General features: G+C 65.6%; 20 protein-coding genes. 9 read left to right on the top strand and 11 right to left on the bottom strand.

The features are described 5' to 3' along the window. Positions 1-3: 3 nt before the first annotated feature. From EV664_RS04925 to hemC, 6 genes are read right to left on the bottom strand one after another with little or no spacing between them, the layout of a single operon-like run. Entirely contained in the window at positions 4-1,122 is a 1,119-nt protein-coding gene (locus tag EV664_RS04925) for a CaiB/BaiF CoA transferase family protein (RefSeq protein ID WP_133494554.1), read from the bottom strand. Continuing rightward, positions 1,119-1,574, bottom strand: coding sequence for a GreA/GreB family elongation factor (locus tag EV664_RS04920; protein WP_133494553.1), 456 nt, complete (start codon positions 1,572-1,574; stop codon positions 1,119-1,121). The genes EV664_RS04925 and EV664_RS04920 overlap by 4 nt, the downstream gene beginning before the upstream one ends. A gap of 2 nt (positions 1,575-1,576) precedes the next feature. Next, positions 1,577-2,761, bottom strand: coding sequence for an acyl-CoA dehydrogenase (locus EV664_RS04915; protein ID WP_133494759.1), 1,185 nt, complete (start codon positions 2,759-2,761; stop codon positions 1,577-1,579). 22 nt (positions 2,762-2,783) lie between these two features. Continuing rightward, a complete protein-coding gene (locus EV664_RS04910) occupies positions 2,784-3,677 on the bottom strand; it encodes a hypothetical protein (RefSeq protein ID WP_229668089.1) in 894 nt (297 codons plus the stop codon). Positions 3,678-3,708: 31 nt separating this feature from the next. Then, complete coding sequence (locus EV664_RS04905; RefSeq protein ID WP_133494552.1) at positions 3,709-4,380, bottom strand: uroporphyrinogen-III synthase; 672 nt, start codon at positions 4,378-4,380, stop codon at positions 3,709-3,711. Then, positions 4,377-5,291, bottom strand: coding sequence for a hydroxymethylbilane synthase (gene hemC / locus EV664_RS04900; RefSeq protein ID WP_133494551.1), 915 nt, complete (start codon positions 5,289-5,291; stop codon positions 4,377-4,379). Before hemC ends, EV664_RS04905 begins: the two co-directional genes overlap by 4 nt. Positions 5,292-5,332: 41 nt before the next feature. Between hemC and tsaD the strand changes: the two genes are divergently transcribed. Together tsaD and EV664_RS04890 are read left to right on the top strand one after the other, a co-directional pair. Then, positions 5,333-6,367 carry a tRNA (adenosine(37)-N6)-threonylcarbamoyltransferase complex transferase subunit TsaD gene (tsaD, locus tag EV664_RS04895; RefSeq protein WP_133494550.1) on the top strand — a complete coding sequence of 345 codons (1,035 nt, stop codon included), beginning with the start codon at positions 5,333-5,335 and terminating at the stop codon, positions 6,365-6,367. After that, on the top strand, positions 6,364-7,341 hold the full coding sequence (locus EV664_RS04890) for an NAD(P)H-dependent glycerol-3-phosphate dehydrogenase (RefSeq protein ID WP_133494549.1): 978 nt from the start codon (positions 6,364-6,366) through the stop codon (positions 7,339-7,341). The genes tsaD and EV664_RS04890 overlap by 4 nt, the downstream gene beginning before the upstream one ends. A gap of 137 nt (positions 7,342-7,478) precedes the next feature. On the opposite strand, the gene EV664_RS04885 is transcribed toward EV664_RS04890, so the two are convergent. Further along, positions 7,479-7,649 (bottom strand): DUF1674 domain-containing protein, encoded by a 171-nt coding sequence (locus EV664_RS04885; protein WP_133494548.1) that lies wholly within the window; start codon positions 7,647-7,649, stop codon positions 7,479-7,481. Between the two features lie 68 nt (positions 7,650-7,717). Here EV664_RS04885 and htpX point away from each other — a divergent pair, with 68 nt between their 5' ends. From htpX to purH, 5 genes are all read left to right on the top strand, one after another. After that, on the top strand, positions 7,718-8,671 hold the full coding sequence (gene htpX / locus EV664_RS04880) for a zinc metalloprotease HtpX (RefSeq protein ID WP_133494547.1): 954 nt from the start codon (positions 7,718-7,720) through the stop codon (positions 8,669-8,671). Further along, on the top strand, positions 8,671-9,954 hold the full coding sequence (locus EV664_RS04875; RefSeq protein WP_133494546.1) for an RsmB/NOP family class I SAM-dependent RNA methyltransferase: 1,284 nt from the start codon (positions 8,671-8,673) through the stop codon (positions 9,952-9,954). The genes htpX and EV664_RS04875 overlap by 1 nt, the downstream gene beginning before the upstream one ends. A gap of 48 nt (positions 9,955-10,002) precedes the next feature. Beyond that, entirely contained in the window at positions 10,003-10,668 is a 666-nt protein-coding gene (rpe, locus tag EV664_RS04870; RefSeq protein WP_133494545.1) for a ribulose-phosphate 3-epimerase, read from the top strand. 95 nt (positions 10,669-10,763) lie between these two features. Further along, on the top strand, positions 10,764-12,395 hold the full coding sequence (locus tag EV664_RS04865; RefSeq protein ID WP_133494757.1) for a heparinase II/III family protein: 1,632 nt from the start codon (positions 10,764-10,766) through the stop codon (positions 12,393-12,395). Between the two features lie 60 nt (positions 12,396-12,455). Beyond that, positions 12,456-14,042, top strand: coding sequence for a bifunctional phosphoribosylaminoimidazolecarboxamide formyltransferase/IMP cyclohydrolase (gene purH, locus EV664_RS04860; protein WP_133494544.1), 1,587 nt, complete (start codon positions 12,456-12,458; stop codon positions 14,040-14,042). Positions 14,043-14,111: 69 nt separating this feature from the next. Here purH and EV664_RS04855 read toward each other — a convergent pair whose 3' ends face one another. The 3 genes from EV664_RS04855 to EV664_RS04845 all read right to left on the bottom strand — a co-directional run bounded on the left by EV664_RS04855 (position 14,112) and on the right by EV664_RS04845 (position 19,778). Then, a complete protein-coding gene (locus tag EV664_RS04855) occupies positions 14,112-15,638 on the bottom strand; it encodes a lipopolysaccharide biosynthesis protein (protein WP_229668090.1) in 1,527 nt (508 codons plus the stop codon). Next, positions 15,635-18,385: a DNA polymerase I gene (polA, locus tag EV664_RS04850; protein WP_133494543.1), complete on the bottom strand. Its 2,751-nt coding sequence runs from the start codon at positions 18,383-18,385 to the stop codon at positions 15,635-15,637. The genes EV664_RS04855 and polA overlap by 4 nt, the downstream gene beginning before the upstream one ends. Before the next feature lie 295 nt (positions 18,386-18,680). Further along, positions 18,681-19,778 (bottom strand): serine hydrolase, encoded by a 1,098-nt coding sequence (locus tag EV664_RS04845; RefSeq protein WP_244923122.1) that lies wholly within the window; start codon positions 19,776-19,778, stop codon positions 18,681-18,683. Positions 19,779-19,923: 145 nt separating this feature from the next. On the opposite strand from EV664_RS04845, the gene EV664_RS04840 reads away from it, so the two are divergent. Continuing rightward, positions 19,924-21,171 (top strand): cation:proton antiporter, encoded by a 1,248-nt coding sequence (locus EV664_RS04840; RefSeq protein WP_229668091.1) that lies wholly within the window; start codon positions 19,924-19,926, stop codon positions 21,169-21,171. 2 nt (positions 21,172-21,173) lie between these two features. Here EV664_RS04840 and nadB read toward each other — a convergent pair whose 3' ends face one another. Further along, positions 21,174-22,763: an L-aspartate oxidase gene (gene nadB, locus EV664_RS04835; RefSeq protein WP_133494542.1), complete on the bottom strand. Its 1,590-nt coding sequence runs from the start codon at positions 22,761-22,763 to the stop codon at positions 21,174-21,176. 117 nt (positions 22,764-22,880) lie between these two features. On the opposite strand from nadB, the gene EV664_RS04830 reads away from it, so the two are divergent. Then, on the top strand, positions 22,881-23,783 hold the full coding sequence (locus tag EV664_RS04830) for a CE1 family esterase (protein WP_133494541.1): 903 nt from the start codon (positions 22,881-22,883) through the stop codon (positions 23,781-23,783).

Below are 23,783 nucleotides of genomic sequence, written 5' to 3'. Positions count from 1 at the left end.
GTATTACGCATCGTTGGCGGCACGCGGCGGGCTGGGCGTATCGGCGACCATGCGGTTTCCGTCGATGGTGATCGGGCTGGCCACGCCGGGAAGGCCGCCGGGCGCGACGCGCATTCCGCGCGCGACTACCTGCGGGTCGGCGAACACTTCGGCGACATTGTTGATCGGTCCCGCCGGAACCCCGCTTTTTTCCAGCGCGGCGGCAAGGTCTGCCTTGCGCCAGGATTCGATCGCTTTCGCAAGAATGGGAATCAGTTCGCCGCGGTTCGAAACCCGCGCCGGGTTGGTGGCAAACCGCGGATCATGGGCAAGCGGCAGATTCAGAATCGTGCATAATTTGCCGAACTGGGAGTCATTGCCGACTGCGATGATGAGGGCACCGTCGCTCGTCTCGAACGCCTGATACGGGGCGAGATTGGCGTGGCCGTTGCCCATCCGATACGGCACATTGCCGCTCGCCATCCAGTTCAGCGCCTGATTGGCGAGCACCGCGACCTGCGTATCGAGCAGCGCCATGTCGATATGCGCGCCCACCCCCTCGACATCGCGCCGACGCAGCGCCGCAAGGATCGCGACCGCCGAATAGACGCCGGTAAAGATATCGGCATAGGCGATTCCTGCCTTTTGCGGTGGCCCGTCCGGCTCCCCGGTCAGGCTCATGATCCCGCCCATCCCCTGAATGATGAAGTCATAGCCCGCGCGATGGGCATAGGGGCCGGTCTGGCCGAAACCGGTGATCGAACAGGTGATCAGGCGCGGATTGATCGCGGTCAGGCTGTCATGGTCGAGGCCGTATTTCTTCAGGCCCCCGACCTTGTAATTTTCGATGACGACATCGGCATCGGCGACCAGCGCCCGGATTTCCGCCTGTCCTTCCGCTGTGGTGATGTCGATCGCGCGCGATTGTTTCCCACGATTGGTCGAATGATAATAGGCAGCGTCGAGATTCCCGCCCTCCGCATCGTGCAGAAAGGGCGGCCCCCAATGGCGCGTATCGTCGCCCGCACCGGGCCGCTCGACCTTGATGACCTCCGCCCCCAGATCGGCAAGCAGCTGCCCGCACCATGGCCCGGCAAGGATGCGGGCAAGCTCGACCACGCGAATCCCGGCGAGCGGCTTCACGCGACCGCCACCACTTCGAGCGACTCCGCCTTGCCGCCGAAATCGACCAGATCGCCTGCCATCGCGCCCATCACCGCGCGGGCGAGGGGCGCGGTAAAGGCGAGCAGCTTTGCCGCCGGGTCCGCTTCATCATGCCCGACGATCCGGAATTGGTGTTCGCGCCCCTCACGACGCACCGTGACCAGCGAACCAAGCCCCGCCTCTCCGGGCGCGGGCGGCGGGGCGATCTGCGCGGTTGCGGCCTGTGTCGACCAGTAGCGCAGCTCGCGCCTCAGCTTCTTTGTCGACGCCTCATCGCTTTCGGCAGCAACCGCTGCTTTCAGCGCAGCCATCTTCTCCCCGATCAGCGCCAGCCCGCGTTCGGTGACGAGATTTGGCCCGACCGGGATCGGCAATTCGAATTCCGGCTCGCGATGCTCCTCATCGCTATCGCGGCGAAAGGCGACGCTCATCGTTAAAAGGCGGGAATGCCGGTGATCGCGCGGCCGAGGATCAGGCCATGGACGTCATGCGTCCCTTCATAAGTGTTGACCGTTTCCAGATTGATCGCGTGGCGGATCACATGAAATTCGCCCGAAATCCCGTTGCCGCCATGCATGTCGCGCGCGACGCGGGCGATGGCGAGCGCCTTGCCGCAATTGTTGCGTTTCAGGATCGAGATGGTTTCGGGTGCAAGGCTGCCCTCATCGAACATCCGGCCTGCGCGCAGACAGCCCTGAAGCCCCAGCGCAATCTCCGTTTCCATATCGGCGAGCTTGATCTGAACGAGCTGTTTGGAGGCAAGCGGTACGCCGAACTGGTGCCGGTCGAGCGTATATTGCCGCGCGGCGTGCATGCAGAATTCCGCCGCGCCCATCGATCCCCATGCGATGCCATAGCGAGCGCGGTTGAGACAGCCGAACGGCCCTTTCAGCCCCTCGACATTGGGGAGGAGCGCATCCTCGCCAACCTTGACCTCGTCCATCACGATTTCGCCGGTGACTGATGCGCGCAAGCTCAGCTTGCCCTCGATCTTCGGCGCGGACAGGCCCTTCATCCCTTTTTCGAGGACGAAGCCTTTGATCTTGCCGTCATGCGCGTCGGACTTGGCCCAGACGACGAAGACATCCGCGATCGGCGAATTGGTGATCCACATTTTCGACCCCGACAGCGAATAGCCGCCATCGATCTTTTTCGCCCGCGTCTTCATGCCGCCCGGATCGGACCCGGCATCGGGTTCGGTCAGGCCGAAACAGCCGACCCATTCGCCGGTCGCCAGTTTGGGCAGATATTTCTGCTTCTGCGCCTCGGTGCCATAGGCGTTGATCGGGTGCATCACGAGGCTCGACTGCACGCTCATCGCGCTGCGATAGCCGCTGTCGACTGCCTCCACCTCACGCGCGACCAGCCCATAGCTGACATAGCCAAGGCCCGCCCCGCCATATTCGACCGGCACCGTCGCGCCCAGCAGGCCGAGCGCGCCCATTTCCGACATGATGTCGCGATCGAATTCCTCGCGCTCGAATGCGGAGCCGACGCGCGGCAGCAGCTTTTCGCGGGCGTAATTATGCGCGGTGTCGCGCACCATCCGCTCTTCGTCGGTCAGTTGTGCATCGAGTGCGAAAGGGTCCTGCCAGTCGAACCGGCCCATACCTGTCATCATCCGTTCCTTAATTCCGGCCTTAATTCTGGTTCGTTATCGCGGGCGCATCGTCCTGCGCGCCCTGCTGCGCATCGGGTGCCGCCGGTTCGGGCTGGGGGAGCGGCTGCGCCCCGCCTTCCAGCGCGGTGGTTTCGATCGCATCGAGCGCGCGCCGCGCCTCGATATAGCGTTTTGCGGCCGTCATCCAGCTCGCGGCATCGTCGGCCCCCGGCATGTGCGATACTTCGGCCAGCGCGCCGTCGACATTGCCCGCATCGAGCATCCGCCGGGCACGCGCCAGCCGGTCGGTCGCGCGCGGGCTGGGCGTGCGTTCGTGGCGCACCACGATCAGGTTCGACAGTTCGCGCCGGGTCGCCGCCCACCATCCGGCATCCTCATTGCCGTTCATCAGCTGCGGCGCCATCGCATCGAGCGCAAGGCGAAGATCCTCCAGCGTCACCGGGCTGCGCGCCGCACGCACGACGATCGTCACCGCCTTGGGCCGCACCGCGCCGAAGCGTTCGCGAAGCTGCCCCTCGATATAGCCGAGCGGCAGCCCGCGATCGAGCGCCCGCCGCGCGGCAAAGGCGACCATCAGCCCTTCGGCACGCGTGGCAAAGCCCGATGCGGTGCGGCTGTCGCTGTCGATTCCCGACAGCCGCTCCTCCAGCTGGTCGATCCGCGTGCTGAGCATCGCCTCCCGCTCGGCAAGCGCATTCAGCCGCTGGGGGTCGGGAGATGTCGCGCTGCGTATCGCGGCGGGGGCTGCCGTTTCCTTGCGCCCGCCGAAATCGAACCGGTTGCCCCACAGGGCATAGCCGAGCCCCATTGCGGCGATCCCCGCCAGAAACGCGATGAGCCCGACGAGAAGAAGCATTCTTGCGGAGCTTTTGCGCGGAATGTTGACGCCGTCATGCGCTTGGCCGTTATCCATGCCGTCCTTATCCTCGCCCCGCATCGCCCGGTCAATCGGCGAGCGCGATCGCGGTGTCGACCAGCGCGGCATCGCCGATCCCGGGCGGTACTGCGATCGCGCGCCAGCCCGTGCCCGCCGCTTCCGCCGCCGCTTCGCTGATCGCGGCCAGCGCGATGCGCGCGCGATCGAGGCCGTGCGTATCGGCAAGCGCAGCGAGCGCCGCTCCTGCCCTCGGCGAATGGACCATCGCAACGCAATCGATCAGCGCACCCGCGCGCCCTTCGTCCATCTCGCAAGGCTCGCTCGCATAGACTTCGCGCAGTTCGACGATCGGCGGTATCGCGCTTAAGCGATGGTCGCGCCCGGTCAGGTGCAGCGCGCGGCGGATACCATCGCGCCGCGCCTGTTCGAGCAGCGCATCGGCCCCCTCGGTCCCGACATGCGCGATCGTGAACCCCATCGCCTGTGCCGAGGTCGCGGTCGCCGTGCCCACCGCATACACCGGAAGATGGGTAAGCGCCGCCAGCTGCGCGCCGCCATGGCGCATCGCATTGGCACTGGTCAGGATCAGCGCGTCATGTTCACGCTTCGGCGCGGGCCAGGGGAGCGGGCGCACGACGAACAGCGGCAGGCGGATCGCCGTGCCGCCCGCTCGCTCGACCCGGCGCGCGGTCACGCTATTGCCCGGTTCGGGGCGAAGAATGGCGATCGCCCGGCTCATCCGGCGAACAGGCTCCGGATCGCGGGCGGCGCACGGTTCAGGAGGTCGCGGGCAAGCGCGCCCGCAAAGCCGGTATCGCCGATTCCCGCGCTGGCGTCGCCGGCCACCCGCTCGCTGCCGTCGGTCGCATAGAGCATCGCACGCATCTGCACGCTGCTGCCGCTTTCGGTGGCAAGCGCCGCGACCGGCGAATGGCAATCGGCGCCCAGCGCGGCTAGCAGCGCGCGCTCGGCCCGCACGCAGCGGCTGGTCGGCGCATGGTCGATCGCGGCGAGCAGGTCGCGCATCGCCGCATCCTCCGCCCGGCATTCGATCCCGACTGCGCCCTGAGCGGGAGCGGGCAGCATCGTATCGATCGGTACCGGTCTTCCGATATCCGGCCGCTTCAGCCGTTCCAGCCCCGCCGCCGCCAGCATGGTAGCATCGGCCTCTCCCGCCGCCAGCTTGGCGAGCCTTGTATCGACATTGCCGCGGAACAGCAGGATCGACAGATCGGGGCGCAGATAGCGAAGCTGCGCCGCGCGGCGTGGCGAGCTGGTCCCGAACCGCGCGTTCTGCGGCAGCGTCTCGACCGACTCCGCCCCGATGATCCGGTCGCGCACATCGGCGCGCTCCAGCATCGCGGCGATCGCGATGTCGACCGGGCGGATCGTTTCGACATCCTTCATCGAATGCACCGCAAAGTCGATTTCTTCGTTCAGCAATGCGCGATCCAGCTCCTTGGTCCAAAGCGCCTTGCCGCCGATTTCGGCGAGCGCGCGGTCCTGCACCTTGTCGCCGGTGGTGCGCACCACCACGATCTCTATATCGTCAGGCGACATTCGATGGCGTGCGCAAAGCGCATCGCGCACCATATGGGCCTGGGTAAGGGCGAGCGGCGAGCCGCGGGTTCCGAGACGAAGCTGAGGCATGACGCCTTGTGCTAACGATGTGCCACAGTAGAGGAAAGCCCATGACAGTCATCCTTGGCCTTGAATCGAGCTGCGATGAAACGGCAGCGGCGCTCGTCACCGGCGACCGGCGTATCTTATCGCACAAACTCGCCGGGCAGGAGGCAGCGCACGCGCCCTATGGCGGGGTGGTGCCCGAAATCGCGGCGCGCGCGCATGTCGAGATTCTCGGCCCGCTGGTCGAGGCCGCGCTGGAAGAGGCGGGCGTTGCCCTGTCCGATGTCGACGCCATCGCCGCAACGGCGGGGCCGGGGCTGATCGGCGGGGTGATGGTCGGGCTGGTTACGGGCAAGGCGCTGGCGCTGGCGAGCGGAAAGCCGCTGGTCGCGGTCAACCATCTGGAGGGGCATGCGCTCAGCCCCCGGCTCGCCGATCCCGATCTTCAATTTCCCTATCTGCTGCTGCTGGTTTCGGGCGGCCATTGCCAGTTGCTGCTGGTCGAAGGGGTGGGCCGCTATCGCCGCCTCGCCACCACGATCGACGATGCCGCCGGCGAAGCGTTCGACAAAACCGCGAAGCTGCTCGGCCTCGGCTATCCCGGCGGGCCGCGAGTCGAGGAAGCGGCGAAGCAGGGCGATCCGCTTGCCGTGCCGCTGCCGCGTCCGCTGCTCGGTTCGCCCGAACCGCATTTCTCGTTCGCCGGGCTGAAAAGCGCGGTGCTGCGCGCCCGCGATGCCGGGGTGTACCGCGCGGAAGACATTGCGGCGGGGTTTCAGAAAGCGGTGGTCGATTGTCTGGAGGACCGCACGATCCGCGCGCTGCGGTCAGCGCACGGCGCGACCGCTTTGGTTGTGGCGGGCGGGGTCGCAGCAAATGGCGCGGTGCGGGCGATGCTGGAAACGCTGGCGGCGAATGCAGGGCTTCGCTTTGTCGCGCCACCGCTATGGCTGTGCACCGATAATGCGGCGATGATCGGCTGGGCCGGGGCAGAGCGCTTTGCCGCCGGGCTGACCGATCCGCTCGACACGCCGGCGCGCGCACGCTGGCCGCTCGATCCCGAAGCAGAAAAGGTGCGCGGGGCAGGAGTAAAGGCATGAAACTGGGAGTCATCGGCGCGGGCGCATGGGGCACCGCATTGGCGCAGGTCGCGGCACGGGGAGATTCGCCCGTCACGCTGTGGGCGCGCGAAAGTGAGGTGGTCGATGCGATCAATGCGCGCCATGAGAACAGCATTTTCCTGCCCGGCGTCGCGCTGTCCCCGACCATCCGCGCGACCGACCGGCTGAGCGATCTCGACGATCTCGACGCGCTGCTTGTCGTCGTTCCGACGCAGCATATCGGCGCGGTGCTTGGCGAGACGAAGGTGGCGGGCCGCCCGCTGATTCTGTGCGCCAAGGGGATCGAGGCGGGCAGCAAGCGGCTGGTGAGCGAGGTGGCGGCCGATGCGCATCCAGATAGCCCGCTTGCCGTGCTGTCGGGGCCGACCTTCGCGCATGAAGTGGCGGCGGGCCTGCCGACGGCGGTAACACTTGCCTGTGCCGACGAAGCGCTTGCCCGGCGCCTTTCCGACCGGATCGCCAGCGCGACCTTTCGCCCCTATGCCTCGAACGATGTGGTGGGCGCGGAGATTGGCGGCGCGGTGAAGAATGTGCTCGCCATCGCCTGCGGCGTGGTCGAGGGGGCGGGACTTAGCCTTAACGCGCGCGCCTCGCTGATCGCGCGCGGTTTTGCGGAGATGACCCGGTTCGGCATGGCGCGTGGTGCGCGGCAGGAAACGCTGGCGGGGCTGGCCGGACTGGGCGATCTGGTCCTCACCTGCTCCTCGACCAGCTCGCGCAATTTCTCGCTCGGGGTGGGGCTGGGGCAGGGTATTGCGGCAGAGGCGCTGCTCTCTGACCGCAAGACGGTCGCGGAAGGTGCCGCAACTGCGCCGGTGCTGCGCGAAGCGGCGCGGGACGCCGGCGTGGAGATGCCGATTGCGCAGGCGGTGTGCGATCTGCTCGGCGGCGCCCCGCTCGATGCGGTGATGGATGCCTTGTTGCAGCGCCCGCTCAGGCCTGAAGGGGTTTAGGCGACAAGAAGGACGGCCCTTCGACAAGCTCAGGGTCAACGGTATTCAGGCGATTACATCAGCCTCAAGGACCGTCGGTGCTGAGCCTGTCGAAGCACCGTTCTTCTTCACGCGCGCGATTCTTCATTCACGCGCGATCAAAAATCGACCGCAATGCCCTTCAATTCCCAGTCGCCATAGCGGGTGGGATCGCGGTCGAGCGGGTCGTCCTCGGCACTTCGTTCGCGCGGCATTGGATCGGGTTCGGGCACCGGCGGGCTTTTCGACAGATGGGCCGGGGGCTTCACATGCGGGGGGCGCTGTCCCATCGCGACTTCCTTCCAATTGATCCAAAGGCGCTTTGCACCCACATTGGGGGCGAAAGGATGTGGTTCAAGTGAACACGCTAAAGACCGGAATGTTGCTGGCGGCGCTGACCGCTTTGTTCATGATGCTCGGCCTGACGCTGGGCGGTCGGACGGGCATGCTTATCGCGCTGATGGTCGCGGTGGGGATGAACATCTTCACCTATTGGAATGCCGACAAGATCGTTCTTTCTATGCACCATGCGCGCGAGGTGGATGCAGCAAGCGCGCCCGAATTTTACGGTATCGTCCGCGAACTGGCCGAGCGCGCGAAGCTGCCCATGCCGCGCGTCTATATCGTCGATCAGCCGCAGCCCAATGCCTTCGCCACCGGGCGCGACCCGAACCATGCAGCGGTTGCCGCAACCAGCGGCCTGCTGAACATTCTCGACCGTGACGAGATCGCGGCAGTGATGGCGCATGAGCTTGGCCATGTTCGCAACCGCGACACGCTGATCATGACGATGGTGGCGACGATTGCGGGCGCGATTTCGATGCTCGCCAATTTCGGGCTGTTCTTTCGCGGCGGTGACGGGCGCGGTCCGGGCTGGGCGGGGCTGCTCGCCGTATTCGTCGCGCCGTTCGCTGCGATGATCGTGCAGCTCGCGATCAGCCGGACCCGCGAATATGGTGCCGACCGGGCCAGCGCCGAGATTTCGGGAAAGCCGCTCGCGCTCGCCTCCGCGCTCGAAAAGCTGCATCGCGGGGCGGCACGGGTGCGCAACCCGGTGGCCGAGCGGATTCCGGCAACGTCGCAACTCTATATCATTCCCGGCATTTCCCGGGGTAAGGGCGACAGCATGTTTTCGACCCATCCCGATACCGGCAACCGGATTGCCGAACTTCGCCGCATCGCGGGCGCCATGCCCGAGGTTGCGGGCGCTGCCCCGATGCGCAGCGTCGCCCGCGACGCGAGCGTTCCCGTCACTCGCGCCGCCTCGCCCAAAACCCGCCGCAGCGCGCTCGACCCGTTGAAGCGCGACTGATGGCGCGTCCCCGGCTTGCCCCCGAACCGCCCGGCGTTCCGGCGCGGCGGGCTGCGCTGAAACTACTCGACGCCGTGCTGCGGCGCGGGCTGGCGCTGGAGGCTGCGCTCGACAATGCCGCCGCCGGTCTCGACCGGCGCGAAGACCGCGCGCTTGCCCATGCCATCGTCGCGCAGGTGCTGCGGCGGCTTCCCGATCTCGACGCGCTGATCGATTCGGCGACGCAGCGCCGTCTTGCCGATGATGCCAAGGCGCGCAGCGTGCTCCGCATGGCGCTGGCACAGGTGCTCGCGATGGATACGCCCCCGCATGCCGCGATCTCGACCGTATTGCCGCTGGTCGATGGCGGCCCGCGCAAGCTGGTCCATGGCGTGTTCGGCACGCTGATGCGCGGAGAGGCTGCGCTGCCGGAAAAAACCACGCTGCCGCCAAAGGTCGCCGCGCGCTGGAAAAAGGCGTGGGGGCAGGACATGCTCACCCATGCCGCCCGCGCTATCGCGCAGCAGCCACCGACCGATGTGACCCTGCGCGACACGAGCGAAACCGACGCGCTTGCCACCGATCTGAACGGCACCAGCCTGATGCCCGGCCATGTCCGGCTGGGCGATGGTCCGGGCGTGACCGACCGGCCCGGCTTCGCCGAAGGGCGCTGGTGGGTTCAGGATATCGCCGCTTCGCTTCCCGCCCGGATTGCGGGCGGCGGTAGCGGCCGCGCGCTCGATCTGTGCGCCGCGCCGGGGGGCAAGACGCTGCAACTCGCCGCTGCCGGATGGGATGTGACCGCGCTCGACATTTCGGAATCGCGGCTTGGACGCCTTGCCGACAATCTCGAACGCACGGGGCTGTCCGCAAAGGCCGTCACCGCCGACGCGCTCGAATGGGAACCGGACGAAAGCTTCGACCTTGTACTGCTCGACGCGCCGTGCAGCGCGACCGGGATTTTTCGCCGCCATCCCGATGTGCTCCACCGCGTCCATCCGCGCCTGATCGATGAAATGGCCGAGTTGCAGGAACGCCTGCTCGCCCGCGCTGCCGACTGGGTACGGCCCGGCGGATTGCTCGTCTACGCCACCTGTTCGCTTGAACCTGCTGAGGGCGAGGCGCAGATCGAGCGCTTCACCGCCGCGCGCGACGATTTCGCAATCGACCCGGTGCTCGCCGACGAACTTCCCGAGGGTGTTTTCGCCGATAAAAAGGGCTGGCTGCGTACCCTGCCGGGAATGCTGGAGGGCGAGGGCGGCATGGACGGCTTCTTCATCTGCCGGATGATGCGCACCCGCTGATCGATCGTTCGGCTTGCGGGTGATTCGCGCCATGCTACATGGGACGTCATGCAGAAACCCGTACGTATCGCACCGTCCATCCTGTCCGCCGATTTCGCGCGGCTGGGGGAAGAAGTGCGCGCCATCGACGCCGCGGGCGCCGACTGGATCCATGTCGATGTGATGGACGGGCATTTCGTGCCGAACATCACCATCGGCCCCGCCGTGGTAAAGGCATTGCGAAAGCACAGCGCAAAGCCGTTCGACGTGCATCTGATGATCACCCCCGCCGATCCGTTTATCGAAGCGTTTGCCAATGCGGGTGCGGACTGCATCTCGGTCCATCCCGAAAGCGGGCCGCATCTCCATCGCACGATTCAGACGATCAAGGCGCTGGGCAAGCGCGCGGGGGTGGTGCTGAACCCCGCAACGCCCGCTTCGGCGATTTACCATGTCATGGACATGATCGACCTGATCCTCGTGATGAGCGTCAATCCCGGTTTCGGCGGGCAGAAGTTCATCGAAGGGCAACTCGACAAGATCGCGGATCTGCGGATGCGGATCGATGCATCGGGCCGCGATATCGATCTGGAGGTCGACGGCGGGATCGACCGCGAAACCGCTCCGCGCGCGATTGAAGCGGGTGCCGATGCGCTGGTCGCGGGCACGGCGACCTTTACCGGCGGGCCGGACGCCTATGCCGCCAATATCGCAGCGCTTCGGGGCGACAGGTGAGCAAAGACCGCCCGGCGGACATCAGGCCCGGCGGGGTGCCCGAGGAGCGGCTGGTCCGCACCGATGGCGACCGGGGCCTGTCGCTCGCCGAGCGGATGAGCGCGAGCCTGCATCGGCTCGCATGGCGCAGCCCGGTCCATTCGCTGCGGCTGAAAGGGCGGCATCCGCTGAAGCTCGTCGCGGTGGCCGACGATCCGTTTCTCGGCGACATTACGCGGGGGAGGGCGTTGCTGGGCGGTGCGCTGGTATGGCGCGGCGAAACGCATCCAATCGCCGACCTGTCGCTTGCCAAACCGAAATTTTCGGCCGAATTCGGCGAATATCTCCACAGTTTCCAATGGCTGCGCGACCTGTCCTCGGTCGCGACGCGCGCAGAGGCCGCGCCGATCGCCGAAGCGCTGATGCGCGAATGGCTGGCCGTGCATGAAAAGGTCGTTACCGATCCCGCATGGCGTCCCGATCAATGGGGGCGACGGATTCTGTTCTGGACCGCGCACGCGCCGCTGATCCTGTCCTCGACCGATCTCGTCTATCGATCGCAGGTGCTGAACGCGCTCGCCCGCGGCGCTCGCCATCTCGAACGTACCGCAGGCAAAGCGCCGATGGGGATGCAGCGCATGGCTGCGTGGAGCGGGGTGATGGTCGCCGGGCTGCTGTTGCCCGGTGGCGATTCGCGGCTTGCCGTCGGAGAGGCGGGGCTTCGCCGCGCGATCGGCGCCTGGGTGAGCGACGACGGCGGCACCGCCGCGCGATCGCCCACGAGGCAGGCAGAGGCGATCACGCTACTGACGCTGGTGCGCGGTGCCTATGCCGCGCGGCGGATCGAGCCGCCCGAATTTCTGACCGTGCGGATCGAGGCGATGCTCGCCGCGCTCACCGCCCTGTGCATGGGCGATGGCGGCACGTCGAGCTGGCAGGGCGCGGGGCCGATCGCCGGCGACACGATCGCGCAGATGATCGATGCGACCGGGGCGCGGATTCGCCCGCTGCGCAATGCCCGCGACTGGGGCTATCAGCGGATCGAGGGGGGCAATAGCGTGCTGGTCCTCGACGCCGCGCCGCCGCCTGTCGCTCGCATGGTGGAGGGCGGCTGCGCCTCGACACTGGCTTTCGAACTCTCCGATGGGCCGCACCGGCTGATTGTCAATTGCGGCGGCGCGCGCACGGCCGAGGTGGCGCTGCCGCGTGACCTGACCGAGGGGCTGCGCACCAGCGCGGCGCATTCGACGCTGATCCTTGCCGACAGCAATTCGACCGCGATCCATCCCGACGGCGCGCTGGGCAAGGGCGTAACCGAGGTCAGCGTCAACCGCCATGACAGCGCGGAGATGCAGCGGATCGAGGCAAGCCATGACGGCTATGCCCGCCGCTTCGGCTTTCTCCACCGGCGTCAGATCATCATGAGCCGGGACGGCAGCGATATTCGCGGTGAGGATTCGCTGATCCCGGCGGGCAAACGGCAAAAGCCCGCAACTCCGTTCGCAATCCGATTCCATCTTGGGGTCCATGTCGATGCTTCGCCGACCGCCGACGGGCTTGCCGCGCTGCTCCGCCTGACCGACGGCAGCGCATGGCAGCTGCGATGCAAGGGTGCTGTGCTGGGGATCGAGGAAAGCCTGTGGGTTGATGCGAAGGGCGGGCCGCGCCTCACCGGCCAGATCGTCCTGTCGGGCGAAGCGGGGGCGTCGGGCGCGACCGTCACCTGGCTGCTGCGTCGCAGCCGCTGATCGGCGGCGCACCAAACAGCCTCTTGCAACCTTGCCCGCTTTGCGAAAAAGAGCGCGGGCATGAGCACCATCAAAATCCGCCGCGCGCTTCTCTCCGTCTCGGACAAGAGCGGGATCATCGAATTGGGGCAGGCGCTTGCCCGCCACGGGGTCGAACTGGTTTCGACCGGCGGCACCGCAAAGGCGCTGCGCGATGCGGGGCTGGAGGTGCGCGACATCTCCGACCTGACCGGCTTTCCCGAAATGATGGACGGGCGGGTCAAGACGCTCCACCCGGTGGTGCATGGCGGCCTGCTCGCGGTGCGCGACAATGATGATCATGTCGCGTCGATGGACGAACACGGCATCGGCGCGATCGATCTAGTCGTCGTCAATCTCTACCCCTTTGAAGCGACGGTCGCGAAGGGTGCCGAACGTGACGAAGTCATCGAGAATATCGATATTGGCGGACCGTCGATGGTGCGTTCGGCGGCGAAGAACCATGCTTCGGTCGCGATCGTCACTGACCCGACCGATTATGGCGCGCTGATTGCGGAGATGGACGGTAATGACGGCGCTTCGACGCTGGAGACGCGCAAGCGCTTCGCGGCAAAGGCCTATGCCGCCACCGCCGCCTATGATTCGGCGATCGCGCAATGGTTCGCCTTTTCGGATCAGGGCGAGACCTTCCCGAAGACGCTGCCCGTCGCCTTCACGCTGGGGGACGAGCTTCGCTACGGCGAAAATCCGCACCAGTCGGCGGCGCTGTATCTGCCGCGCGCGGCGGGTGCGCGCGGTATTGCGCAGGGGCAGCAGCTTCAGGGCAAGGCGCTTAGCTACAATAATTACAATGACGCCGATGCGGCGCTCGAACTGGTCAGCGAATTTCGCGATGCCGATCCGACCGTGGTTATCGTCAAGCACGCCAATCCGTGCGGCGTCGCGACCGCGCCGACGCTGATCGAGGCCTATCGCGCGGCGCTTGCCTGCGACAGCGTGTCGGCGTTCGGCGGCATCGTCGCGACCAACCGACCGCTCGACGCTGAGACGGCGGCCGCGATCACCGAAATCTTCACCGAAGTCGTCGCGACCCCGTACGCCGATGATGAGGTGCGCGAAATCTTTGCGAAGAAGAAGAATCTGCGCCTGCTGCTCACCGGCGAACTCGCCGATCCGGCACGCCCCGGCCTGTCGCTGCGCTCGATTGCGGGCGGGCTGCTCGTCCAGTCTCGTGACGCGGCGCTGATCGACGGCGATTTGAAGGTCGTGACGAAGCGCCAGCCCACCGCGCAGGAACTTGCCGATTGCCGCTTCGCCTGGACGGTGGCCAAGCACGTCAAGTCGAACGCGATCGTCTATGCGAAGGACGGCAGCACCGCCGGGATCGGTGCGGGCCAGATGAGCCGCGTCGAATCCGCACGCATCGCCGCGTGGAAGGCAAAGGATGCGGCGGGAAAGGCCGGATGGGACAAATCGCGCACGATCGGGTCGGCGGTCGCATCGGACGCATTCTTCCCCTTCGCCGACGGTCTGCTGACCGCAGTGGAAGCAGGCGCGACCGCGGTGATTCAGCCCGGCGGGTCGATCCGCGATGATGAAGTCATCGCCGCCGCCGATGAAGCGGGTCTGGCGATGGTCTTCACCGGAATGCGCCACTTCCGCCATTAATCGGGTGGGGGGGCGGCTTCGCCCCCTCCTGCTCCGCAAACGTCGAGCGAAGTCTTTACCGGCGCACCTCTATCGCGCCGGTTCCTCCGACACGATCAGCGACGGCTCGCTCGCGCCCGGCAGTTTGCGGAACAGCGTCCGGTCTTCGGGGCCAAAGGCCCAGCGCCAGATGATGAATGCATAGACCGCGAAGATCACCGGAATCCCGATCACCAGCTCGACCCATTCATATTCCTTGGGCAGCAGTGTGAAAACGCCGCCCGCGCACAGCGCGGCCATGCCTGCCCAGACGAGCGGCCAGCGAAATCCCGATACGACATGGCCCAGCATATGGTGCAGGAACCGCGCCTTCAGCATTGAGGTGATGCCGATCGACACCATCAGCGCGATTGCCGGACCCGCCGCCTGATACATGATCGGCAGGCCCATCCCCCGCGCGATCCAGACCAGCGCGAAGCTCAGCCCGATCTGCACCCCCATCATCGTCATCGAAATGGCAAGGTTGCGCACCCGCGCGACGTAGACCAGCGCGGATTCGCACACCGTCCCGGTCGATGCGACAACTTCGGCGGCGAGCAGGAAGCCGAGCGCCGCCGTCCCCGCCACGAATTGCGGGCCGACAATCCCCATCACCGCTTCACCCGGAATGGTAAGCATCAGTGCGATGCCAAGCTGCGCCGCGATCGTCCAGAAGCCGACCTGCCGCACCTGATTGGCGACCGCGACCAGATTATTTTCGGCAAGGCTTTTGGTGATGACCGGTCCCATGACCGGCTCAAAACTGGTCTTCAGCTTTTGCGGGATAGAGGCGACCTGCTGTGCCATATAATAGATCCCGACCACCTTGGGCGCGAAGAGCAGGCCGAGGATGAAGCGGTCGACATTACGCGTCGACCATTCGATCGCATCCGCCCCGGCGAGCGGGATATTCTGCGTCGCCATGGAGAAAAGCGGCGCGATGCGCGGCGACCATCCGCGCGGCAGGCCATAGGTGCGGATGAACGGGATCAGCGACGCGATCATCGCGGCCGCCATCGACGCGACATAGCTCATCACCAGTCCGTCGCGCAGCGAGTAGAAGGAAAACAGCCATGCACAGATGCTGATCGTCCATGGCTCCACCACCGCGCGCGCGGTCACTGCCGCCTTGACGTTCAGCCGATAGGCAAGCGCGGCAAGGCTGACATCGGACCATGCGATCGCAAAGATGATGCACGGCAGAAACCGGTCCAGCCCGGCAATATCGCTGTCCGGATACATGACCTGCGGGAAGGCGATCAGCACGACGCTGGCACATAAAGACGCTACGAACGCCACCACCATCCCGTCCCATACGACATGAGCATGTGGTCGATCGGTATTGGCAAGCGCCTGTGCCAGTCCGCGTTTCAGCCCCAGCGTTGCAAGCAGCGCGGCAAGCTCCACCACCACCACGGCAAGCGCGAACCGCCCCACCATGTCCGGGCCATAGATGCGCCCGGCAATGAACAGGAACGGCAGCCGCGCGACCAGCCGCATGACGAAACCCACCGTATTCGTTCGCCCGCCCTTTGCCAGCGCGGCGATGTCTTGCTGCCCCCCTAGTGCCTCAGTCAATGTGCTGCGCCCCAGCTTTCTCCGGTGCCGATTTCGACCCCCAGCGGCACGGTAAGCGTGATTGCGGGTTCAGCCGCATTCGCCATCACCCGCTCGATCACGGCTTTGGCGGCATCGACATCGCCCTTTGGCAATTCGAACACCAGTTCGTCATGGACCTGCATCAGCATCTTCACATCCGGCAGGCCCGCGTCGGCAAGTGCCGGTCCCATGCGCACCATTGCGCGCTTGATAATGTCGGCGCTCGTCCCCTGAATCGGCGCGTTGATCGCGGCGCGTTCGCTACCTGCACGCTCATTCTGATTCTTCGATTTGAGCCGGGGGAAATGCGTTTTCCGCCCGAACAGCGTTTCCGTATAGCCGCGCTCCTTCGCCGTGGTCAGCGTTTCGGCGATATAGCGGTTGATCCCCGGAAAGCGTTCGAAATAGCGGTCGATCATTGCCTGCGCCTCATCCGCCGTCACATCCAGCCGCCCGGCCAGCCCCCAGCGCGAAATGCCGTAGAGGATTGCGAAGTTGATCGTCTTCGCGCGCGCCCGCGTCTCCCGGTTGACCTCCCCGAACAATTCGGTCGCGGTCATCGAATGGATGTCGTCGCCGCGCGCAAAGGCATCACGCAGCGCGGGCACATCGGCGATATGCGCAGCGAGCCGCAGCTCGATCTGGCTGTAATCGGCGGCGAGGATGACATTGCCCGGCTCCGCCACGAACGCCTCGCGAATCTGACGCCCGACTTCGGTACGGATCGGGATATTCTGAAGGTTGGGATCGGTCGAGGACAGCCGCCCGGTCTGCGCGCCGGTCAGCGAATAGCTGGTATGCACGCGCCCCGTGCGCGGATTGATCTGCGCCTGAAGCGCGTCGGTGTACGTGGATTTCAGCTTCGACAATTGCCGCCAGTCGAGCACCAGCCGCGCAATCGCATGCCCTTGCCCTGCAAGCCGCTCCATCTCGTTGACATCGGTCGAATAGACGCCCGATTTGCCCTTGCGACCGCCTTTCAGCCCCATTTGTTCGAACAGGACATCGCCCAGCTGTTTGGGGCTGCCGATGGTGAAGGGGCTTCCCGCAATGCCGTGGATTTCGGTTTCGAGCGCTGCCATCCGTTCGGCAAATTCGCCCGAAAGCTGTTTCAGCCGCTCGGCATCCACCTTCACGCCGATTGCTTCCATCTGCGCAATGACGGGGACGAGCGGCCGATCGACCATCTCGTACACGCGCGTCGCGCTTTCATAGGGCAGGCGCGGCTTGAACCGCTGCCACAGGCGAAGCGTCACATCGGCATCCTCGGCGGCGTAGCGGGTTGCCGCTTTCAGATCGACCTCGTTGAAACCGATTTGCTTCTTCCCCGTGCCGACCACGTCCTTATACGCGATGCAGCTATGCGAAAGATGCGTGGCAGCAAGCTCGTCCATGCCGTGTCCATGGCTTCCGGCGTCAAGGTCGAAGCTCATCACGATCGTATCGTCGAACGGCGCCACCGCGATATCGTGCCGCCCCAAGACGATCATGTCATATTTGAGGTTGTGGCCGATCTTGAGCACCGCCGGGTCTTCGAGCAACGCCTTCAGCCGGGGCAGCGCGTCGTCCCGGTCCATCTGCACCGGGCGTTCGGCGAACATGTCGCTGCCGCCATGGCCGAGCGGGATATAGCAGGCGCGGTTGGGGGCGAGCGCAAGGCTGACCCCGACCAGATCGGCCTGGGTCGCGTCCAGCCCCGTCGTCTCGGTATCGACCGCGACATGGCCCTGCGCCTGCGCAGCCGCGATCCAGCGATCAAGCGCGTCCGCATCGGTGATGGTTTCATAGGCATCGTGATCGCACGGCGGATCCTCCTGCTCGTCCGGCACCGGCGCTTCGCTCGGTGCGGCGGGCGCGTCGGCCACCGCGCCCAGCTTCGCCAGCAGCGAACGGAACCCGTGATGTTCCAGAAACGCGCGCAGCGGCGCTTCCGGAATTCCCTGCATCGCAAGGTCTTCGAGCGGATCGGGTAGCGGCACGTCGCACGCCAGCGTCACCAGCTTGCGCGACAGCCGCGCCATTTCGGCATTGTCGATCAGGTTTTCGCGCATCTTGGACTTTTTCATGTCCGGTGCAGCCGCGATCACCGCTTCAACATCGCCATATTCGTTGATCAGGTCGGCCGCGCGCTTCGGCCCGATCCCCGGAACGCCCGGCACATTATCGACGCTGTCGCCCATCAGCGCGAGGACCTCGCCCAGCTTATCCGGCGTCACGCCGAATTTCTCGCGGACATGTTCCTCGCCCAGCCGGCGATTGTTCATCGTGTCATACAGGTCGAGGCCCGGTTCGATCAGCTGCATCAGATCCTTGTCGGAACTGACGATCGTCACCTGCCACCCCTGCGCCAGCGCTGCCTTGGCATAGCTGGCGATCAGGTCGTCGGCCTCCCAGCCTTCCTCCTCGATGCACGGCAGCGAGAAAGCGCGCGTCGCGTCGCGGATCATCGGAAATTGCGGGACCAGATCTTCGGGCGGCGGCGGGCGGTGCGCCTTATACTGGTCGTACATCTCGTTGCGGAAGGTCTTGCTCGACTTATCGAGGATCACCGCCATATGCGTCGGGCCGTCGGCCTTGTGCAGCTCGTCCGCCAGCTTCCAGAGCATGGTGGTATAGCCGTACACCGCTCCCACCGGCTCGCCATGGACATTGGTGAGCGGAGGCAGCCGGTGATAGGCGCGAAAGATATAGCCCGATCCGTCGACCAGGTAGAGATGATTGGCCATGGGCTTGCGCTTAGCAGCCGAAGCGCGCCGGCGCGATAGCTTTACGCCCCGCTCGCGCGGCGCAGCAGGCATGCGCGCTTTTTCTGAAACTTAGTGCCGATACCGCAACAGTGCCGGGCGGCGGGAGAAGAAGAACGGCGCTTCGACAAGCTCAGCGCAAACGGTAATTGGAAAAGGCCCTGCCTCAGCCCCCACTGGTCCAGAGCTACCCCGCTGGCCCTCAACGACTCCGTTGGTCCTGAGCTTGTCGAAGGACCGTTCTTCTTCTTCTTCTTCTTCTTCCTGACGCGCCGCCCTACCGGCTGTTGCGGTCGCTGTTCACGATCGCTTTCACTACCGTGTGCATCAGTTCCCAGCGCTGCGGGATGGTGCGTGCGGTGTCGCCGATCATCACCGCGACCGTATAGCTGCGGCCATCGGGCGCGGTCAGGATGCCGACATCGTTATAGCCCGCCGTGCGCCCGCCGAAATCCTGCCCGGTACCGGTTTTGTGCCCGAACAGCCAGTCGCCCGGCACTTCCCCGCGCAGCCGGTTGCGCCCGGTATGCGAGGATTGCATCGTGGTGATCAGCCAGCTGGTCGATCCCGCCGACAGCAATTCCCCGCGCTTCAGCCGGGCGAGCGCGTCGGCGATCGCGACCGGCGCGGCACCGTCGGGCGGATCGGCGATATAGGCGTTGAACGCCTTGGCGCGCACCTCATTGGGAAGCGCGGCGCGCGCCTGATAGAAATTGCGGCCCAGCGAATAGCGCTGCTGCCAGGTAAGCCCGGCGGTGCCGCTTTGCAGCAGCCGCTCGCCGGGGCCGAACCGGATCGCGCCGAGCTTTCGGCTCTCGATAAACGCGCGGACTGCGGGCGGCCCGCCGACCAGCCACAGCAATTTGTCGTTGCACGTATTGTCGCTCATGGTGAGCGCGCGTTTCATGATCTCGCCGACCGTGCTGGTGTAGCGACCGCCATTTTTCTGCACGAGCGCGGCGATCGGCTGGTGAAACAGCGTCAGGTCGGCGGTGGTGATCGTCAGCGGATCGTCGAGCGACAGCCGCCCTTCATCGCGCTGCGCCAGCACGGTCATCGCGACCCAGGTCTTGCTGACGCTTTGCTGCGGCATCAGCGTTTCGCCGTTCGCCGATACGATCCAGCCGTCATCCACGCTCTCGACCGCAACACCCGCTTTGCCGTCGAAATTGCGCACCGCCGACTGGATAATCGCGGTCAGCGCGGCGGGCGCTTCCTTGGGTTTGGGGGCAGGGGGCGGCACCGGAACCGCGACGGTGCGGACGGGCGGTGCGACATAGGCATCGGGGCCGGCGGGGATCACACCATGCGATCCGCAACCCGTCATCACCACGGGGCCGATCGCAGCCATTGTTAACGCCCGGAAAAATTTCATGTTTCTATGCGTACTCGCCACGGTTGATTTGCCCTTTGCCCGGTCCGATCATGCGGTCACACAGGGCATGGCCGCAAGCGAAGTTTTGGATACATGCGACGAATATCCGCATTGTAGCGGCAAAGTGCGAAAAAGGGGGGCGGTTTTGCAAGAGTTTGACTTCACGATGATGGGCGGCCTGCTGTTCGTGGCGTCGCTCGTCGCGATCGCGACGCACCGACTGAAACTGCCCTATAGCGTCGGGCTGGTGGTGGCGGGGGTAGCCATAGCGATGCTGCCCGTCGCGGTGCCGCTGACCCTCACCCCCGACCTTATTTTCTTCGTGCTGCTGCCGCCTTTGGTGTTCGAAGCGGCGATCCAGATCCCGTGGAAGCCGTTTCGCCGCGAATTGCCGCTGCTGATCGCGCTCGTCACGTTCGGCGTGCTGCTCGCCGCCGCAGTGGTGACGGTGGGGATGCACTGGCTGAGCGGGTGGAGCTGGCTGGGCGCTGCCTTTTTCGGGGTGCTGATCGCGGCGACCGATCCTGTCGCGGTGATCGCTGCGTTCAAGACGATGCATGTCGAACGGCGGCTGCATCTGCTGGTCGAATCCGAAAGCCTGCTCAATGACGGCGTCGCGGCGGTGGGTTTTGCGATCCTGATGATGTTCGCGACCGGCGCGGGGGCCAGCGCAGGCGAGGTCGGCCTGCATCTCGTCACCAATATCTCAGGCGCGATCCTGTCGGGCGCGGCGGTCGCGGTGCCGCTGATCCTCATTGCCGGGCGGACGAGCGACCGGCTGGTCGAGGTGACGATCACGATGCTGATCGCTTATGGCTCGTTCATCCTTGCCGAACATTTCCATTGTTCGGGCGTACTCGCAACGCTGACCGCCGGGCTGATCGTCGGCAATTACGGCTTTCTGGGGTCGATTTCGGACAGCGGGCGGCCCGCCGTGCTCAACCACTGGGAATATGTCGCTTTTCTCGCCAATTCGGTGGTCTTCCTGTTAATCGGCGTGCGCGAAACGCAGATGCACATCCTCGCGGTGGTGGAGGCAGCGGCGCTTGCCACCGGCCTGTCGCTACTGGGCCGGGCGGTGGCGGTCTATCCGGTGATGGCGGCGTTCGCGAAGACGCGGCTGGCGGTGCCGTGGAAATATAAGCATGTGCTGTTCTGGGGCGGGCTTCGCGGCGCATTGGCGTTGGCGCTGGCACTCGCGCTGCCCGCTTCGATCCCTGAACGCAGCACGATCATCACCGTGGCGTTTGCGGTCGTCGCTTTCTCGATCTTCGTTCAGGGGCTTACCATGCCCTGGCTGATCGAAAAACTCGGCCTGCGGGTGAAGGAGGAGAAGTCGCATCTCGGCGATCTCAAAGCATGGCGGCGCGACGAGAAAGAGCCGGAGGCGTAAGGTCAGGGCACAAGCACGGTGTCGAGCGCCTCGTCGGCCAGCGCTGGATAATCCAGATTGAAATGCAGCCCCCGGCTTTCATGCCGGGCAAGCGCGGATCGCACGATCAGCTCTGCCGCCTGATGCAGGTTTCGCAGTTCGACCAGATCCGGCGTTACGCGGAAATGGCCGTAATAATCGGAAATCTCATCGCCCAGCATCTTGATGCGATGCGCGGCGCGCTCCAGCCGCTTGGTGGTGCGGACAATGCCGACATAATTCCACATGAAGCGGCGAATTTCGGTCCAGTTCTGCTTGATGACGACCTCTTCGTCCGAATCGGTCACCCGGCTTTCGTCCCATGGCCGGATGGCGGGCGGTTCGGGCAGATCGTCCCAGCAGCCGGCGATATGGTTCGCCACCGCATCGCCATAGACGAAACATTCGAGCAGGCTGTTCGAGGCAAGCCGGTTTGCGCCGTGAAGCCCCGATTGCGTCACTTCGCCCGCCGCATACAGGCCGGGAAGGTCGGTGCGCCCGTCGCGATCCACCACCACGCCGCCACAGGTATAATGCTGCGCCGGGACCACCGGGATCGGCTCCTTCGTCATGTCGATGCCGAGGGTGAGCAGCTTTTCATAGATGTTCGGGAAATGCCCTTTCACGAATTCCGGATCGCGGTGCGAAATGTCGAGATGGACATAATCGAGGCCCAGCCGCTTGATCTCATGGTCGATCGCGCGCGCCACGATGTCGCGCGGGGCAAGCTCTGCACGCTCGTCGAAATCGGGCATGAAGCGATAGCCGCTGTCGGGCAGGAGCAAATGTCCGCCTTCGCCGCGCACTGCCTCGGTAATCAGGAAATTCTTGACCTCCAGATTATACAGGCAGGTCGGGTGGAACTGCATCATCTCCATATTAGCGACGCGCGCACCCGCCCGCCACGCCATGGCGATGCCGTCCCCGGTCGCGCCGCGCGGCGCGGTGGAGAACAGATAGGCGCGACCCGCCCCGCCGGTCGCCAGCACGGTCGCGCGCGCGGTGAACAGCGTCACCCGGCTGGTTTCCTTGTTTACCGCATAGACGCCCCAGACATTGCCCGCGCCCGAATAGCGCTGCTCATGCCGGCTGGTGGCAAGGTCGATCGCCACCATGTCGGGGACCAACGTGATGTTGCGATGGGCAAGCGCGGCGTTGAGCAGCGCCTCCTGCACCGCCCAGCCGGTGGCGTCGGCGACATGGACGATCCGCCGATGGCTGTGCCCGCCCTCACGCGTGAGGTGCAGCGCCCCCGCTTCCTTGTTGAACGGCACGCCAAGCTCGATCAGCCGCTCGATCGCGGCGGGAGCGCCGCCGACTACCATCTCGACCACCTCGCGGTCGTTCAGCCCAGCACCCGCGATCATCGTATCTTCGATATGGCTTTCGAACGTGTCGCCGGGTTCCAGCACCGCCGCGATGCCGCCCTGCGCCCAGGCGGTCGAGCCTTCGTTCATCTGCCCCTTGGCAATCACCGTCACCCGGAACCGGTCGGCGAGGTTGAGGGCGGCGGTCAGCCCCGCCGCGCCCGAACCGATGATCAGGACGTCGCTGTGATGAGGAGTGCCGGCCAAGAATAGCTCCGTTCGAACGGGGGAAGGTCAAACCACCTGCCTACGCGCTGACAATCGCGGCGCAAGCGCTTATACGCGCTTTCCCATGTCGTCAGGACGCCAAAGAGAGGAATATTCATGCGCAACTGGCTGCTCGCCTGTCTTTCGATGATCGTCGCGCTGGTGGGCGGCACATCGCTGGCGCATGCCGACGCGCTATGCGGGGTGGGAAAGCCGGGTGAGACCGCGCCGCTTTCGCTCGCCGACGGGCGGGCGGTTCAGCTTTACCTGCCGCACGATGCGAAGGGCCGCCTGCCGCTGGTCTTCGTCCTGCACGGCAGCGGGTCGAGCGCGAAGGGCGTGCTGGCCGATTCAAAGCTGGCGGCGGAGGCGGATGCCAGCGGCTTTGCGCTGGTCGCGCCCGACGCGGCGATCCCGCTGGGCGATGGCTATGCGTGGAATATTCCCGGCGTGCCCACCGTATCGGGTAAGGTGCCGGGACCGGAAGTGCCCGACGACGTCGCGTATATCCTTACCACCATCGACACGCTGGTTCAGGCAGGATGCGTCGATCCGGCGCGCGTCTATGTCACCGGGATTTCGGGCGGCGGGCGGATGACGTCATGGCTTGGCTGCGTCGCTGCTGATCGGTTCGCCGCGATCGCGCCGGTCGTCGGCCTTCGCGCAGGCAATCCGCTGGAGAGTGATCCGACCCGCCCCGATCCGGCCACCTGCCGCCCCGATGCGCCGCTGTCAGTGCTCGCCTTTGCCGGGGATAAGGACACGGTGAACCCGGTGGAAGGAGGCGGCGCAGGCTATTGGCAATATTCGATGGATGCCGCGCTCGCCCGCTGGGCCGCGCTCGACGGTTGTACCGAAGGGCCGCGCCGGTTCGATTTTACCGGCAAGCTGCTCGTCACCGGCTATGGCGAATGTCAGGACGGCACCAGCGTCACCGCCTGGGTCTATCATGGCCGGGGCCATGAATGGGTCGCCGACAATCACGCAATGTGGCGCTTCTTCGAACGCCACCACCGATAA

The organism is Stakelama pacifica (assembly GCF_004361835.1).
GTDB classification, from domain to species: domain Bacteria; phylum Pseudomonadota; class Alphaproteobacteria; order Sphingomonadales; family Sphingomonadaceae; genus Sphingomonas; species Sphingomonas pacifica.
This window is presented reverse-complemented; position numbering and strand designations above follow the sequence as displayed.